This window comes from Salinifilum aidingensis, from assembly GCF_054782015.1.
Genome location: NZ_BAAGTH010000002.1, coordinates 65,533 through 81,701, shown reverse-complemented (window position 1 = coordinate 81,701; position 16,169 = coordinate 65,533). Strand labels below are relative to the sequence as shown.

The 16,169-nt window shown below is 72.5% G+C and carries 11 protein-coding genes; 7 read left to right on the top strand and 4 right to left on the bottom strand.

Annotated elements, in window-relative coordinates; genetic code table 11:
• Window positions 1-73: 73 nt before the first annotated feature.
• Complete coding sequence (locus ACYVJE_RS03460; protein ID WP_461143226.1) at window positions 74-1,516, top strand: MFS transporter; 1,443 nt, start codon at window positions 74-76, stop codon at window positions 1,514-1,516.
• A gap of 174 nt (window positions 1,517-1,690) precedes the next feature.
• On the opposite strand, the gene ACYVJE_RS03455 is transcribed toward ACYVJE_RS03460, so the two are convergent.
• Entirely contained in the window at window positions 1,691-1,882 is a 192-nt protein-coding gene (locus tag ACYVJE_RS03455) for a ferredoxin (protein ID WP_459159788.1), read from the bottom strand.
• A gap of 295 nt (window positions 1,883-2,177) precedes the next feature.
• On the opposite strand from ACYVJE_RS03455, the gene ACYVJE_RS03450 reads away from it, so the two are divergent.
• Entirely contained in the window at window positions 2,178-4,175 is a 1,998-nt protein-coding gene (locus tag ACYVJE_RS03450; RefSeq protein WP_461143225.1) for a neutral/alkaline ceramidase, read from the top strand.
• Between the two features lie 25 nt (window positions 4,176-4,200).
• Here the strand turns inward: ACYVJE_RS03450 and ACYVJE_RS03445 are convergent, their stop codons facing one another.
• Both ACYVJE_RS03445 and ACYVJE_RS03440 read right to left on the bottom strand, forming a co-directional pair.
• Window positions 4,201-5,406, bottom strand: a complete 1,206-nt coding sequence (locus ACYVJE_RS03445; protein ID WP_461143525.1) for an AGE family epimerase/isomerase — start codon at window positions 5,404-5,406, stop codon at window positions 4,201-4,203.
• A gap of 95 nt (window positions 5,407-5,501) precedes the next feature.
• Window positions 5,502-6,491, bottom strand: coding sequence for a LacI family DNA-binding transcriptional regulator (locus ACYVJE_RS03440; RefSeq protein WP_461143524.1), 990 nt, complete (start codon window positions 6,489-6,491; stop codon window positions 5,502-5,504).
• Window positions 6,492-6,760: 269 nt separating this feature from the next.
• On the opposite strand from ACYVJE_RS03440, the gene ACYVJE_RS03435 reads away from it, so the two are divergent.
• The 4 genes from ACYVJE_RS03435 to ACYVJE_RS03420 all read left to right on the top strand — a co-directional run bounded on the left by ACYVJE_RS03435 (window position 6,761) and on the right by ACYVJE_RS03420 (window position 13,038).
• Complete coding sequence (locus ACYVJE_RS03435; RefSeq protein ID WP_461143224.1) at window positions 6,761-8,032, top strand: extracellular solute-binding protein; 1,272 nt, start codon at window positions 6,761-6,763, stop codon at window positions 8,030-8,032.
• A 48-nt stretch (window positions 8,033-8,080) separates the two neighbouring features.
• Entirely contained in the window at window positions 8,081-9,022 is a 942-nt protein-coding gene (locus tag ACYVJE_RS03430; RefSeq protein WP_461143223.1) for a carbohydrate ABC transporter permease, read from the top strand.
• Entirely contained in the window at window positions 9,019-9,930 is a 912-nt protein-coding gene (locus ACYVJE_RS03425) for a carbohydrate ABC transporter permease (protein WP_461143222.1), read from the top strand. Before ACYVJE_RS03430 ends, ACYVJE_RS03425 begins: the two co-directional genes overlap by 4 nt.
• 84 nt (window positions 9,931-10,014) lie before the next feature.
• On the top strand, window positions 10,015-13,038 hold the full coding sequence (locus ACYVJE_RS03420) for an alpha-mannosidase (protein ID WP_461143523.1): 3,024 nt from the start codon (window positions 10,015-10,017) through the stop codon (window positions 13,036-13,038).
• Window positions 13,039-13,199: 161 nt separating this feature from the next.
• Here the strand turns inward: ACYVJE_RS03420 and ACYVJE_RS03415 are convergent, their stop codons facing one another.
• Window positions 13,200-14,573: a PucR family transcriptional regulator gene (locus ACYVJE_RS03415; protein ID WP_461143221.1), complete on the bottom strand. Its 1,374-nt coding sequence runs from the start codon at window positions 14,571-14,573 to the stop codon at window positions 13,200-13,202.
• Window positions 14,574-14,715: 142 nt separating this feature from the next.
• Here ACYVJE_RS03415 and ACYVJE_RS03410 point away from each other — a divergent pair, with 142 nt between their 5' ends.
• A complete protein-coding gene (locus tag ACYVJE_RS03410) occupies window positions 14,716-16,155 on the top strand; it encodes a sodium:solute symporter family protein (protein WP_461143220.1) in 1,440 nt (479 codons plus the stop codon).
• Window positions 16,156-16,169: the final 14 nt, after the last annotated feature.

Below are 16,169 nucleotides of genomic sequence, written 5' to 3'. Positions count from 1 at the left end.
GGGTCCTCGCTGCGCGCGGAGCACGCCCCGCGCGAGCTCAAAAACCGTCCACTGCGGACTCCAGGAGGACACTGTGCACGGAGCTTCCCACCAGCCCTCCGGCGAGGACCTGCTCGCCCGGCTCGACCGCCTGCCGGTGTCCAAGCCGCACCGCCGCGTCCTGCTGCAAGGCGGGATGGGGTGGATGTTCGAGGGCTACGACGGCGTGCTGCTCGGGTACGCGGCCTCGGCGGTCATCGCCCTGTGGTCGGTCGGATCGACCCAGGCCGGCTGGCTGCTGTCCTCGGTGTTCATCGGCTTCCTGATCGGTGCGCTGATCTCCGGCGTGGTGGCGGACAGGATCGGGCGCCGCAGGGTGCTGATGTACGCGCTGGTGGTCTACGTGGTGTTCACCCTGCTCGCAGCGACCTCCTCCAGCGCGGGGGAGCTCATCGTCTGGCGGGTGCTCGGCGGCATCGGGATCGGCGCGGAAGCCACCATGATCATCCCCTACGTCTCGGAGTTCCTGCCCGCGCGCAGCCGGGGGCGCGCTGCGGCGAACACGATGATCTTCCTCGGCGTCGGCTACTCGCTCGCCGCGCTCACGGCCGTGCTCGTCATCAGCCCCATGCCCGAGCCGGGGTGGCGCATCGCCTGCTTGATCGGTGCCGCACCGGTGCTGCTCCTGCTGTGGTGGCGGCGCACGCTGTCGGAATCGCCGCGCTTCCTCATCGCGCAGGGGCGGATCGACGAGGCCGCGGCCGTCGTCGAGCGGTTCGAGCGGGAGTCCGCTGCGGACGGCCGGACCGGCGAGGTCGGCGGGAGCGCGCCGCCCGCCGAGCCGGATGACGCTCAGCGCGCCTCCTCGGCGGCCCCGCGCAGTGCGCGGGAGCAGCTCCGCGCGCTGTGGCGCCGCGGGATGGCCTCCCGCACGGCGGTCGTGTGCACGTTGTGGTTCACCTACCAGGCCACGCACTACGGGTACTCGACCTGGTTGCCGACGCTCCTCGTGCTCAAGGGCTTCTCGATCGCGGAGAGCTTCTCCTTCGGCCTGGCGGGGGCGCTCGCGCAGATCCCCGGTTACTACGTGGCCGCCGCGATCAGCGAGCGGATCGACCGCAAGTGGTCGGTCGTGCTCTTCCTGCTGGTCAGCGGCGGGTGCGCGGCGGGGCTCGGCGCTGCCGACAGCGCCGTGACGATCTTCGCCTGCACGATCGCCCTGTCGTTCTTCATGAACGGGATCGGCGGGCCGATCTACACCTACACGGCGGAGATCTACCCGACCGAGAGCCGCACGACCGGCATGGGCCAGGCCAGCGCTGTGGCCCGGATGGGAGCGATCCTCGCACCGGTCGCCATCGGCTACCTCCACGCCGCCCTGGGCTTCGGCGGCGTCTTCGCCGTGCTGTGCGGGCTGCTGCTGGTGGGAACGGTGGTGCTGGCGGCGTTCGGCCTGCGCACCGCCGGGCGCTCCCTGGAAGAGCTGCAGCGCCCCACCGCGCCGCCGCGGGGCGCGCAGGAGCGCTCGGCGCGCTGACCCGCGCGACCACCGCACCGGACCGCGGCTCCTACGCCCCGGCCCGGTCCGCGGGACGTGGTCGCGCGGACCGGATGCTGATGGTGTTGGCGGCGACGACGGCCGCGATGGCGACCCACTCCGCCCACTGCAGCGCCTGCCCGCGCCCGCTCCGCGGTGGTGGGCGGCGGTCGGTCAGTCGATGCGCAGCGCCTCCACGGGGCAGGCCTCCACGCCCTGCTCCGCAGCGCCTTCCTTGCCGGCGGGGACCTCCTTGCCCTGGCCGATGTCGCTGTAGCCGTGCTCGTCGAGCGTGAAGAGCTCCGGGTCGACGATGTTGCACTGGCCGCGGGCGTCGCACAGGTCGTTGTCCACGCTGACTCTCACGGGCGTTCACCTCTTCCCGGCGGTTCGTCCGGTCCGCTGCGCCCGGGCCGGTGACGTGGCGGTACATCACCTGCGGGCCCGCTGGGCGCGCACCGGTGGCGGTGCGCGCACCATAACGCCGGGAGCGGGAGCGTGTCGCCTTCCCGGCTGCGGCGCGCCGACCGGCACCGGCCGCTGCGCCGCAACGCCCCGGCGGGACCGCCGCCGGAACTCCTTGGCACGGCGCGGTCGCTGCGCGTAATCTTCCGCCGTCCACGAATGCGAACATGGTTCACATAACGAGGGGTGCGGGTACATGCCGGTTGCCAGGAGACGGGTGCTCACCGCAGCGGCAGCTGCACCGCTCGCCGTGCCCGCGCTCGGCGCGACCGGGAGCGCCGCAACCGAGCCGGAAACGGCGGACTACCTGATCGGCCGGGGCGTCGCCGATGTGACCGGACCGGCCGCCGAGAACGGCATGATGGGCTACTCGCTGCCCCAGCAGCAGACCGCGGGGATCCACCTGCGCACGCTGGTGCGGGCGTTCATCGTCGACGACGGCCGGCGCCGCGTCGTCTTCGCCACCGCCGAGCTGGGGGCGCTGTTCCAGTCCGTGCACCAGGAAGTCCTGCGCAGGCTCGAGCGCTCCCACGACGGGCGCTACACCGAGCAGAACGTGCTGCTGAACGCCACGCACACGCACGCCGCCTGCGGCGGCGATTCGCACTACGCCGCCTACGACCTGGCCACGTTCGGGTTCCAGCAGCAGACCTTCACCGCGGTGGTCGAGGGCATCACCGAGGCGATCGGGCGGGCCCACGACGACCTCGCACCGGGCACCCTCGCCCTGGGGCGCGCCGAGCTGGCCGACGCGAGCGCGAACCGCTCGCGCAGCGCCTTCGACCGCAACCCGCAGGCGGACAGGGACCACTTCCCGCAGGCCATCGACCCGGCGGTGACCGTGCTGCGGTTCTCCCGCGGCGGGCGGGACATCGGTGCGATCAGCTGGTTCGCCACCCACGGCACCTCGATGACCAACACCAACCACCTGATCAGCTCGGACAACAAGGGCTACGCCGCCCACGCCTGGGAGCGCGCCGCGGACGGGTTCGTGGCCTGCTTCGCCCAGACCAACGCCGGGGACATGTCACCGAACCTGAACCTGCGGCCCGGCTCGGGCCCCACCGAGGACGAGTTCGCCAACACGCGCATCATCGGCGAACGCCAGCTGCGCGCGGCCGCGCAGGCCTTCCGCGCCGCGCGGCCGGTGACCGGTCCGGTCGAGCACCGGATGCGCTACGCGGACATGTCCGAGGTCACTGTGGACGGTCGCTACACCCCGGACGGGGAGCGGCACCGCACCACCACAGCGGCGATCGGGGTGTCCATGCTGGCGGGCAGCACCGAGGACGGGCCGGGGATCCCGGTCGGTGAAGGCGTGCGCAACCCGCTGGCCGAGTGGCTCGGCGGAGCCGATGCGCCGATCCCGCCGGAACTGGCCGACGAGCAGGCGCCCAAACCCGTCGCGGTGCCCTTCGGCGCGATGCGCCCCTACCCGTGGTGCCCGGAAGTGCTGCCGCTGCAGCTGCTGCGCATCGGCGAGCTGCACCTCGTCGCCGGTCCCGCGGAGTTCACCGTCGTGGCCGGTCTGCGCATCCGCCGCGCGGTGGCCGCGGAGCTGGGGGTTCCGCTGGAGGACGTGCTGGTGCAGGGCTACGCCAACGCCTACAGCCAGTACGTCACGACCCCGGAGGAGTACGACTCCCAGCAGTACGAGGGGGCCTCGACCCTGTTCGGCCGGTACACGCTGCCGGCCTACCAGCAGGAGTTCGCCCGGCTGGCCGCGGCGATGCGCACCGGCGGGCAGCTCCCGCGCGGGCCGGTCCCGCCGGACATGAGCGGCACGCTGCCGGACCTGCAGCCCGGCGTGGTCGGCGACGCCGCACCGCCGGGGCGGTCGTTCGGCGATGTGCTGGCCCAGCCGGCCCGCTACCACCGCCGAGGTGAGCGGGTCACGGCGGTGTTCGCGACCGGACACCCGAAGAACGACCTGCACCGGGGCGGCACTTTCGCCGAGATCCAGCGGCGGCGCAGCGGACGGTGGGAGACCGTCACCGACGACCGGGACTGGTCCACCAGGTACCACTGGGAGCGCAGCGGCGCGGCGGCCTCGACGGCGACGATCACCTGGGACGTCCCCGCCACCGCGCCCGGTGGCCGCTACCGGGTGGTCCACCACGGCGACTGGAAGGACGCCGCCAGCGGCACCGTCACCCCGTTCACCGCGGCCAGCCGGGCGTTTCGCGTGTCCTGACACCTGCGGCGACAGCGGCGCAGCCTCACGTGCGCGCGTCGTGCAGCGCCGGGGCGCTCAGGGCGGCGGCCGGCGCGAGGGGGAGCTCGGGGAGCAGTGCCGCGTGGAAGGCGTGGTACGGATCCGGCTTGCCCGGCCAGACGGTCGCCGAGGGCGAACCGTCCGGGGAGACCTCGTGCAGCCAACTGCCCGCCTCGCGGTCCACGTGGCGGCTCTCGGCGTGGTCCCAGAACGAGCGATACCAGCGCTCGTACCCGACCTCGCCGGTGCGGCGGTGCAGCGCGGCGGCGGCCATGATCGCCTCGGCGATGACCCAGTGCATGCGCTCGGAGATCTGGGGGCGGTCCGCCCAGTCGAGCGTGTAGACGAAGCCGGGGTGGCCGTCGGCGTTCCAGCCGCGCCGGACGGCGGAGTCGAAGAGGTTCCGCGCGTCGGGCAGCAGCCAGTCCGGTGCCTGCGATCCGAGCGAGGCCTCGAGGTGCAGCAGCAGCCGCGCCCACTCCAGCCAGTGCCCGACCGTCGCCCCGTGGGGGCGGAAGGGGTGCGCGGGCTGGTCGCGGTTGTAGTCCGCGACCGGTTTCCAGTCCGCGGTGAAGTGCTCCGGCAACCGCCAGTCGTAGGCCGCGGCGACCTCGTCGATCAGGAATTCGGCGATGCCCAGCGCCCGCCGGTGCCAGGAGCCGTCGCCGGTGACGTCGCCGGCGGTGAGGAACGCCTCGACGAGGTGCATGTTGCTGTTGGCACCCCGGTAGTCCTCGGTCTCCCGCCACTGCCGGTCCCAGCTCTCCCGCGCGAGACCGGCCTGCTCGTCCCAGAACCGGGTGTCGACGACGTCGAGCGCCTCGGCCAGCACGTCCGCGGCGCCGGGGCGCCCGGCAGCGGTGGCGCTGCCGGCGCCGAGCACCACGAAGGCGTGCTCGTAGGCGGCCTTCGTCGCATCCGCCGCGCTGGAGTACCACCCTCCGTGCTCGCCGTCGCGGAGCAGGCCGCGGAACGCGGCGAGACCGTGGTCGGCGAGGTCCGCCGCCCCCGCGGTGCCGAGCTGGTGCGCCAGGCTGAACACGTGCGTCATCCGGCCGGTGAGCCACGTCGCCACCGGGCGCTCGGTCTCCCGCTGCCCCGCGCGGTCGAGCCAGCCGAACCCGCCTTCGGGGGCGCGGGCGGCGCTGACGAAGTCGATGATCCTCGCGCGTTCGGCAGCCAACCGCTCGCGGTGCTCGGCGGAGTCCATTTCGGTCACGGGAGGTCCTCCTCGCAGAATCGGTGCTCCGGCGCGCCGGGTGATGCGGGAGCGGGCACCACCGCTTCCGGCGTCCCCGGCGGAATTCACTGCGGACATCCACAGGAGTCGCGGTGGACGAACCGCGACGGCAACCTGTGCTCGCGCGGCGGCCGGTCCGGATGCTCCAGTCGGTCGAGGAGGAGCTGCACGGCCCTCCCCCCGATGTCCTGGCTCGGCTGCGCGATCACGGTGAGCCTCGGAGCGAACAGATCGGCCCAGGGGAAGTCGTCGAACCCGACGAGCGCCAGGTCCCCGGGGACCCGGAGGTCGCGATCGCGCAGGGCCTGCATCGCCCCGATCGTCATGGCGTTGTTCGCCGTGACCAACGCGGTCGGGGGCTGCGGCAGCGCCAGCAGCTCCGCCGTCGCGCGGCGCGCGGCGTCGAACTCGGAACCGCCCGAGCGGCACAGCTCGGCGGCCTCCGGGATCCCGTTGCGCCGCAGTCCCTCCCGGTAGCCCGCGCGCCGCTCCGCCGTCGTGCTCATTCCCTCGATGCCGGAGAGGAAGCCGATGCGGTGGTGCCCGAGCTCGGCCAGGTGGTCGACGAGCAGCGCGGTGGGCTCCTGGTTCTCGGCGCTGACCCCGTCGTGGTCGCCGTCGAGCACGCGGTCGGCCAGGACCGCGGGGACCTGCTGCTCGGCGAGGTGGCGCACCGTCCGGGACGGCTCGCCCGAAGGAGCGAGGACCAGTCCGTCCACCCGTCGTTGGACGAGGCTGGAGACGACCCGGAGCTCGTGGGCCGGTTCGTCGCGGGGGTCCGCGACCAGCAGGGTGTAGCCGTGCTCGACGGCTTCGGCCTCGATCCCGCGCAGGATCTCGGTGGAGAACGCGGTGCTGGCGCTCGAGATGACCACGCCGAGCGTCTGCGTGCGCGTGGTGACCAGCGAACGGGCCAACGTGTTGTGGACGTAGCCGCACTCCGCGACCGCGGCCCAGACGGCCTCGCTCGTCTCCGCGCGCACCGCCCGGGTGCCGTTGAGGACGTGCGAGATCGTCGTGACGGAGACGCCCGCGGTCCGCGCCACGTCCGCCATGGTCGCCACGTCCGCCTCCCGTGTCGTCGCGGTGTTCGCCGCTGCGAATCTAGCACTCCGCAAGCGCTTGCTTAAACGCTCGGCTTCGCCTAGGGTCGCCCATCACGTCCAGCAGTGATCGAGACCACACTTCTCGGTCGGGGCGACGGCCCGCACGCCGCGTCCCCGCACCCCTTCGTCCGCCCCGTCGACGCCTGCGCCGTCGACGACCGATCCGCCTCCGCGGGGTGATCCGAGTGAAGGACCGGAGGATACGACGAGCTTCGGCGGTGACCCGGCGCAGCCTCCTCGGCTGGGCGGCAGCCGGGGCGCTGGGCGCCGCGGGCTGCGCCGGTTCCCGGGAACCGGATCCGCGGAGCTTCCGGTGGCAGGCGATCCCGTCGTTCTCCCTGCAAGCCACCACCGAGGGCATACCCGGATACCTGCGCGAGGCCTTGCGGCGGTACCAGCACTCCACCGGTTGGCGCGTGCTGCCGGAAATCAGCAGTTCGGACATCACCGCCGCCATGGCCAAGCTGCTCCTGCAGGCATCGCAGGGACGTGCCCCCGAGGTGGCGGCCGTGGATTCCTACGTCTTCCCGCGGTTCGCCGACTACGCCCGGGACCTCGGCGGAGCCGTCGACCGGGCCGGCATTCCGCTGCAGGACTGGTACCCGCAGTTCCGCGCGGTGATGACCGCCGGAGGCGGCCCCACGAGGGCGCTGCAGTTCACCACTGACGTGCGGGTGCTGTACTACCGCAAGGACCTGGTTCCCGAACCACCTGCCAGCTGGGAGGAGGTCTTCGCGGTCGGGCGCCGGCTCGCCGCGCGGGGCAAGACGTTCCAGTTCTGCGGCGGGCGTTCCGAGTCCGGCGTCAACACCGCGCTGTGGCCGCAGTACTGGTCGCAGGGCGGGCGGATCCTCGCCCCGGACGGTTCTCCCGCGTTCGCCTCCGGGCGCGGCAGGCAGGCGATGATCGACAGCCTGGCGTACCTGCGCCGGCTGATCACCGAGGGGATCAGCCCGCAGCGCATCGCCACGATGGAGAGCGAGGACGACGTCAATCCCGAGGTCGTGGCCGGCCGCGTGGGGATGTTCCTCGGCGGGAGCTGGCAGGCGGCCGACCTGCAGGATCTGCTCACCGAGTCCGATTTCGCCGCGGAGTGGGACATCGCGCCGATCCCGAGCCGCTCCGGGGAGGACCACGCCTCCGTGGCCGGCGGGTGGACGTGGGCCTGCTTCGCCGAGGAACCCGAGGTCCTGCGGCGGAGCACCGCGTTCGTCATCGACGCGTTCGTCGACGACGCGGCGATGGCGAGGTGGTGCACGCTCGGCGGGTACCTGCCGCCGCGCACCTCGGTGTACGAGCACCCCGACTACGCCGGTGACGCGTTCACCTCCCGCTTCCGCGAACACCTCGCCCGCTACGCGCGGGCGCGCCCGTTGCAGCGCGAGTACCAGCAGGTCTCCACCGCGATGCAGACCGCGCTGTCGTCGGTCCTGTCGCTGGAGGCGGAGCCGGAAGCCGCGGTCGACGCGGCGCTCGCGCAGATCGTGTGAACCTCGTACCGCACCGGTGACACCGCCCAGGGAGGAGGCCGTGCCGAGATGAGCACGTCAATCCCGCGAGCAGCGCCGACCCGACCGCGGACCAGCGGTGCCGGGACATCGGCGACCAGCCGCCCGCTGCTGTGGTTGCTGCCGCTGGGCCTGGTCCTGCTGGTGGTGTTCTGCTACCCGGTGGTGGAGATCCTCCGGCTGAGCTTCACCGACGCGAGCGTGGTCGCCGGCGAGCCCTACCGGTACACGGCAGCGCCGTACGAGAGCGTGGTGCTCGGCCGGGACTTCGCCGCAACGCTGCGGGTCACGTTCCTGTTCGTCAGCTGCAGCGTGGTTTTCCAGCTGCTGCTGGGGTTCGCGATCGCGCTGCTGGTCGACACGGCCAGGCGCCGGCGGTTGAGCGGAGCGCTGCTGACCCGGACCGTGGTGCTCACCGCGTGGGCGATCCCGGGCGTGGTCACCGGTGTGATCTGGAGCCTGCTGTACCAGGAGAGCTCCTCCGGGATCCTCAACCACCTCGGCGGCCTCGTCGGGCTCTCGGGGGAGATCGCCTTCCTGTCCGATCCGGACAACGCCCTCCTGTCGGTGACCATCGCCAACATCTGGCGCGGCACGGCGCTGTCCATGATCCTGATGTACGCCGGGTTGCAGACAGTCCCGCGCCACCTGCTGGAGGCGGCGCGCATCGACGGGGCCGGGCCCGTGCAGTCGTTCCGCGCGGTGACGCTTCCCGCGCTGCTGCCGCTGATCACGATCAACCTGGTGACGATCACCGTGGAAACGTTCAACACCTTCGACATGGTGATGGCGCTGACCGGGGGCGGACCCGGAACCGCCACCCAGGTGCTGTCGCTGAAGATCTACGACCAGATCTTCACCCAGCTCTCCCTCGGCCGCGGTGCGGCGATGGCGGCGGTGCTGCTGCTGATCAACGCCGCGATGATCGTCCTGTACTTCCGGTACGACTCCTGGCAGGAGGCGAAGGCATGACCTCCGACACGGCGACGCCCCGGACCGCGCGCGCCGCGCGCCCCACCTCCGCCGGCGCCCCGCGCCGGCGCAAACCGCTGCTGTGGCAGAACGCCGGGCTGTACCTCGCGATGGCGGTGACGATCGCCGCGTTCGCCTTCCCGCTGCTGTGGGTGCTGTCGTTGTCGCTGCGCACGCCCCGCGAGGTCGTGGCGACACCGCCACCGCTGATCCCGTCGGAGCCGCAGTGGGGCAACTACGGTCACGTCCTGGCCACCACGCAGATCGGCGGTTACCTGCTCAATTCGCTGACCGTGGTGACCGGAGCCGTCGCGGGGTGCCTCGCGGTCTGCGTCCCCGCGGCGTACGCGTTGTCCAGGATGCGCTTCCGCGGGCGCCGCGCCTTCGCGCGCGCCGTCCTCGCGTGCCAGCTGATCTCACCGCTGGTGCTGGTCGTGCCGCTGTACCAGGTGTTCACCGCCGTCGGCCTCATCAACAACTACCTCGGCCTGGTCCTCGTGTACGTGGCGGTGGTCGCGCCGTTTTTGACCTGGTTCCTGCGCAACTACTTCGACTCCGTCTCCGCGGAGCTCGACGACGCCGCGCTCGTCGACGGGTGCTCGCGCCCGCGCGCCCTGCTGTCGGTGGTGCTGCCAGCGGCCGCGCCCGGCATCGCCTCGGCAGCCATCGTGGTGGCGGTCCTGAGCTGGTCGCAGTTCGTCGTGCCGTTCGTCCTGCTCGACGACTCGAGCATGTACCCGGTCTCGGTGGGAGTGGTCAACCTGCAGGACACCGCCGACGGCGGTGCGGTCACCACGCAGTACCTCGCCGCGGGAAGCCTGCTCGCGGTGGCACCGGTGGTCGTGCTGTTCGTCGTCCTGCAGCGGCACATCGTCGGAGCTCTCACCGCCGGCAGCCTCAAGGGCTGAACCCCCGGAAGCACCGGCTCCCGAAACACCAGACGTCCACGGAACGACCGGAGACCGCGGAGCAGTGAGGAGCACGTGACACCGATGCACGACGACCGGCGCACCACCGAGGAGCGGATCCAGCGAGTCCTGCGCGAACGGATCCGACCCGCCGTCCACCCCGAATCCGTCCCGGTGCACCTGCAGGCGTGGCACGCCCCGGGGGAGCCGGTACCGGTGGAGACCGCCCTGGCGGCCGACTACTCGGACTTCCGGGTCGGGGACTGCTGGGGACCGCCGTGGAGCACCACCTGGTTCCGCGTTCGGGCCGAGGTCCCGCACGAGTGGACCGGCCGCGCGGTGGAAGCGCTGCTCGACCTCGGATTTCACCAGAACCGCCCGGGATTCCAGTGCGAGGGGCTGGTCCACCGGCCCGACGGGAGACCGGTGAAAGGGCTCAACCCGCGCAACACCTGGATCCCGGTCGACGGCTCCACCGGTGGTGATCACCGGGTCGAGTTCTTCGTGGAAGCGGCGGCCAACCCGGTGATCCTCGGGGAGCCGCCGTTCGCGGCCACCTCGCTCGGCGATCCCGGGACCGCTGGGGGAGAACCGCTCTACCGGGTGCGGCGGGCCGAGCTGGCGGTCCTCGACGAGCAGGTGTGGGAGCTGGTCGGCGACGTCGAGGTGCTCGACCAGCTCATGCGCGAGCTCGACGTCGGCAACCCGCGCCGGTGGGAGATCCTGCGCTGCCTCGAACGCGCCCTGGACGCGCTCGACTTGCAGGACGTGGGAAGCACCGCGGAGGCCGCGCGGGCCGAGTTGGCAGGAGCGCTGTCCCAGCCGGCCCAGGCCAGCGCGCACCAGCTGTCCGCCGTGGGGCACGCCCACATCGACTCGGCCTGGTTGTGGCCGCTGCGGGAAACCGTCCGGAAGGTCGCCAGGACGGCGTCGAACGTGACGAACCTGATGGACCGGTACCCGGACTTCGTGTTCGCGATGTCGCAGGCCCAGCAGTTCGCCTGGCTGCGGGAGCACCACCCGGCCGTGTACTCGCGGGTGCGGGAGAAGGTGGTGGCGGGGCAGTTCCTCCCCGTCGGCGGCATGTGGGTCGAGTCGGACACCAACATGCCGGGCGGCGAGGCCTTGGCGCGGCAGCTGGTGCACGGCAAGCGGTTCTTCCTCGACGCGTTCGACGTCGAGACCCGGGAGGTGTGGCTGCCGGACTCCTTCGGCTACAGCGCGGCGCTGCCCCAGCTGGTCGCCCTGTCGGCCTCGTCGTGGTTCTTCACGCAGAAGATCTCGTGGAACCAGTCCAACCGCTTCCCGCACCACACGTTCTCCTGGGAGGGGCTCGACGGCACGCGCATCTTCACGCACTTCCCACCCGCCGACACCTACAACGCGGAGCTCTCCGGCGCCGAGCTCGCCCGCGCGTCGTCCCGGTACGCGGAGAAGGGAGCCGCCCGCCGCTCCCTCATCCCGTTCGGCTGGGGCGACGGCGGCGGTGGTCCGACCCGGGAGATGCTGGCCCGCGCCGCGCGGCAGGCGGACCTCGAGGGATCGCCGCAGGTGAGCATCGAGCCGCCGTCCGCCTTCTACCGCAAGGCCGCCGCGGAGTACACCGATCCGCCCGTGTGGGTGGGAGAGCTGTACCTGGAGTTCCACCGCGGGACGTACACCAGCCAGGCCGGAACCAAGCGGGGCAACCGCCGCAGCGAGCACCTGTTGCGGGAGGCCGAGCTGTGGGCGGCGACCGCCGCGGTGCGGTGCGGGTCGCCGTACCCGTACGAGCAGTTCGACCGCCTCTGGAAGACCGTGCTGCTCAACCAGTTCCACGACATCCTCCCCGGATCGTCGATCGCCTGGGTGCACCGGGAGGCCGAAGCCTCGTACGAGCTCCTCGCCGAAGAGCTGGAGGTCGTCATCACCCGCGCGCAGGAGGCGCTCGCGGGGCGGGGGGACCGGTCGATCGCGTTCAACGCCGCGCCCCACGATCGGGACGGCGTGCCCGCCGGAGGTGCGGGCGAGCCGACCCCGCCGGCAGCGGCAGCGCGGGTGACCGAGCACGGCGGCGGGTTCGTCCTCGACAACGACGTGCTCCGCGTGGTCGTCGACGCGCGGGGCGCGGTCACCTCGCTGTTCGACCGGGAGTCCGGCCGCGAAGCGGTTCCTGCGGAGCGCGCGGCGAACGTGCTGCAGGTGCACCCGGACCTGCCGAACGCGTGGGACGCCTGGGACGTGGACGCGTTCTACCGCAACTCCGCGACCGACGTGACCGAGGTCGAAGCGCTGGCCGTGGACAGCGACGCGCCGGAGCGCAGCGCCGTCCGCGTCGAACGGCGCTTCTCCCGCTCGACCGTGACGCAGGTCCTCGGCCTGCGCGCCGGGGAGCGGAGGCTGGACATCGAGACCGAAGTGGACTGGCACGAGACGGAGAAGTTCCTCAAGCTGGCCTTCCCGGTCGACGTGCACACCGACCGCTGCGCCTCGGAGATCCAGTTCGGCCACGTGCACCGGCCGACGCACGAGAACACGAGCTGGGACGCCGCGAAGTTCGAGATCTGCGCGCACCGCTGGGTGCACGTGGCCGAGGCGGGGTTCGGCGTCGCCGTGCTGAACGACCGCACCTACGGGCACGACGTCTCGCGCTGGGCCAAGCCCTCCGGCGGGACCTGCACGACCGTGCGCGCCTCGCTGCTGCGCGCGCCGCGGTTCCCGGACCCGGACACCGACCACGGTCGCCACCGGTTCCGGCACGCTCTCCTGCCCGGCGCGGACGTGGGGGAGGCCGTGCGCGAGGGATACCGGCTCAACCTGCCCGCGCGGACGGTGCGGGGCGGACAGGCCGTGCGACCGCTGGTGGAGGTGGACGAACCCGCGGTGGTCGTCGAGTCGGTGAAGATGGCCGACGACCGGTCCGGTGACCTCGTCGTGCGCCTGTACGAGTCGCGCGGGGGGCGCACCGCCACCACCGTCACGGCCGGATTCCCGGTGTTGCGGGCGAGCTCCACCGACCTGCTCGAGAGGGACTGGGACTCCCCGGTGGAGCACGAGCTCGCGCAGCAGCAGCTGCACCTCGCCCTGCGCCCCTTCGAGATCCGAACCCTGCGACTGCGGCGGTCGTGACGACCACCCGCGCTGCGGTCCCGCACGCAGGCGGGGAACGGAGTGCGCCTGCCCGGGGACGCGCACGCGTCCTCGCCGGAGCCCGGGCAGGAGCCGGGCAGGACCGGTGGCGCGGCCGCTCCCGAGGGGTGCCCGCCACCGGCGCACACCGCCGGGTGCGCTCAGGGCGTGCGCCACTGCAGCGCGAACCACAGCTCCATGCGCACCTGCGGGTCGGCGAGGTCCGCGGTGAGCAATCGCTCGACCCTGCCGATGCGGTGCCGCACGCTGTTGCGGTGCACCCCCAGAGCGGCCGCCGTGCGGTCCCAGCTGCCGTGCTGGGAGAGCCAGGTGCGCAGCGCCTCGAGCAGTTGCGGGTGCCCGTCGAGCGGTGCGAGCGCTTCGTCCGCGAACACCCGCGCGGCCTCGGACCGCACGGCGGAGGCGAATCCGGTGCCGGCGTGCTCGGCGTGCAACGACCGCCCCACCGAGCGCGCCCGGTCGAGCAGCTGCCGCGCCTGCCGCGCCGCCTCCGGCAGCTCCCCGGCGGGGTGGGGCCCGCTCACCGCGAGCAAACCGTCCACGCGGGACACGTCGATGTCGGTGTCCACGATCGCGGTGCGGCCGTCCTCGCCGACCAGCGGCGTGGCCAGTCCGTCCAGGCGCGCACCGGCCTCGGCGGCGACGACCCGGTACTGCCCGCCCCGGCGGCCGAACACGGCGTCGAGCAGCGACTCGGACGCGCCCGCGCCGGACAGCAGCGCCGTGGCCAACGACCCCAGCGACGCGCTCGCCGCCTGCCCGGCCACCACGCTGAGCAGTGCGAGCCCCACGGCGATCACGGCGCGGTCGGTGCCGTCGAAACGCCCCGGTTTGCCCACCGTGAGCACCCGGGGACCGACCGGCTGCGCCACCACCTGCGTGCCGTCCGCGAGCTCCGTGGCCGCGCTGGCGACACCGGTGCGCACCCGTTCGGCGAGCTCGTGCACGGCGTCCGGGACGGGTGAGCTCGGCTCCACCACCTCCGCCCACCCGCCGACGCACCTGCCGAGCTCGCGCAGCACCCCGGTGCGCGGTGCCGGCCGCGCTGCTGCGGCGGTGAGCGCGCGCTGCGCCTCGGTGAGCCGGCGCAGCGAGGCCTGCGCCCGCGTGTTCAGCTCCTCCCCGACCGTTCGGCACACCGCGAGGAACGGGGTGCGCTCGGGGATCTCCAGCAGCGGCAGCCCGTGCCTGCGGCAGGCGTCGATCAGCGCCGGCGGCACCGCATCGAACACCGGGGTGACGCCGAAGCCGAGGGCGGTGACGCCCGCGCCGACGAGTCCGCGGACGTAGTCGTCCGTGGGCTGCGGACCGGGGACGAGCTCCACCCCGCAGCACAGCAGCAACTCGCCCCCGAGCAGGTACGGCACCGGGTCGGTGAGCTCGCTGACGTGCGCCCAGCGCACGGGCCGCTCCAGCGCCTCGTCCGCTCCGGCGAGCAGGACCGCGCCCAGGTCGTCGCGGTCGACGAAAGCCCGCAGGGGAACCGTGGCCGGGAGGAATTCTGCACTGGTCATTTCATCCAAGAGGAGTCGATCGTGTGGACAAAAAGTCTACTACCGATGAGCTTGCTGGCTGCCTAACGTCTCCCGCAAGCGGTGGTGCGGGTCACCACGCGGCACTTCCTCGTTCGTTCTCCATTTCCTCCCCGGGGGCGCCATGGCTCTTGATTACCTGGTCATCGGGCTGTACCTGGCCGGCATGCTCGGCATCGGCTGGCGCGGGGCGCGGCTCGCGAAGACGCGCAGCGACTACCTGGTCGCCGGTCGCCGGCTCGGCACGTTCCTGTACTCCGGAACGATGTCGGCGATCGTGCTCGGCGGTGCGTCCACGATCGGCGGCGTCGGGCTCGGCTACACCTACGGCATCTCGGGCGCCTGGCTGGTGAGCTCCATCGGGCTGGGCATCCTGCTGCTGCACGCGCTGTTCGTGCGCCGGATCGTGCGGTTGAAGGTGTACACCGTCGCCGAGATGCTCAAGCTGCGCTACGGCGGCGCGGTGGACCTGGTCTCCGGGGTGGTGATGTGGGGCTACACCCTGATGCTCTCGGTGACCTCCATCCTGTCCTTCGCGACCGTGTTCACCGTGCTGTTCGACATGCCCGCGATCGGCGGCATCGCGATCGGCGGCGGCATCGTGGTCTGCTACTCGGTGCTCGGCGGCATGTGGTCCATCACGCTGACCGACATCGTGCAGTTCCTGATCACCACGGTGGGCATGTTCCTCCTGCTGCTGCCGATCAGCCTGGTCTCCGCCGGCGGCTTCGACGGGCTCGCCGAACGGGTCGGCCCCGAGTTCTTCGACATCACCAACATCGGCGGCGCCACCATCCTGTCCTACGTGTTCACCTACGTGTTCGGCCTGCTGATCGGCCAGGACATCTGGCAGCGGGTGTTCACCGCGCGCACTCCGCGGATCGCCACCCGCGGCGGGCTGGCCTCCGGGGTGTACTGCGTGCTGTACGCCGCCGCCGGTGCGCTGATCGGCACCGCGGCCCGCGCGCTGTACCCGGACCTGGCCGATCCCGACACCGCGTTCGCCACCATCGTGCAGGGGATGCTGCCGGCGGGGCTGCGCGGGCTGGTGCTCGTGGCCGCTCTCGCGGCGCTGATGTCGACGGCGAGCGGGGCGCTGATCGCCTGCTCGACGGTGAGCACGAACGACATCTGGTCCCGGTTGCGCAACCGGCGGGGCCGAGCCGGGGAGGACGAGGTCGGCTCGAACCGGCTGGCGACGTTGCTGCTCGGAGTCCTCGCGATCGGCATCTCCGTGGCGGTCAACGACGTGGTGGCCGCGCTGACGGTCGGCTACAACATCCTCGTCGGCGGCCTGCTCGTGCCGATCCTCGGTGCGCTGGTGTGGCGGCGGGCCACGCGGACGGGCGCCGCCGCGGCGATGATCGCGGGCACGCTCACCGCGCTGGTCACGATGGTCACCGAGGGGCTGCTCGCCGAGGAGGCCATCTACTACGGCCTCGGTGCGAGCCTGCTCGGCTACGTTCTGGTGAGCCTGATGACCGCGCGCACCGAACCCGAAGTGCTGGACAACTGGGAGAAGCGGCTGGCCGGCGAGCCCGTCGCGGAGGAGGAGCACGCATGACCGGTCCGACGGCC